Source organism: Pseudomonas sp. PNPG3 (assembly GCF_023093815.1).
GTDB lineage: Bacteria > Pseudomonadota > Gammaproteobacteria > Pseudomonadales > Pseudomonadaceae > Aquipseudomonas > Aquipseudomonas asiatica.
Genome location: NZ_JALLKV010000285.1, coordinates 1 through 254, shown reverse-complemented (window position 1 = coordinate 254; position 254 = coordinate 1). Strand labels below are relative to the sequence as shown.

The following is a 254-nucleotide window of genomic DNA, read 5'->3' as shown; positions in this document are numbered from 1 at the left end:
ACTCATCCCTATCGCTTCTTCTACGGAAAGGATGGAGATTCCAGATTTGTGGCCAACACACCCGAAGCTATTGAGCACGCCAAGCGCGAATTGCTAAAGGAATTTGAAGAAAAGTTGAGGCAGTATCTGTGGTGCATCGAGCCCGGAAACAACCTCGGAACAATTTACCATCTCTACAACGGCTCATCTCCGCCCAGAACCGACAAGAAAAAGTGGCACGAAGACCATAAATGGGCCTATGATGGATATCACGA

At 48.0% G+C, this 254-nt stretch carries 1 protein-coding gene; it reads left to right on the top strand.

Annotation, left to right across the window (positions count from 1 at the left end):
• Positions 1-48: 48 nt before the first annotated feature.
• A partial coding sequence (locus MJ643_RS31070) for a hypothetical protein (protein WP_247727363.1) occupies positions 49-254 on the top strand: 206 nt, incomplete at its 3' end.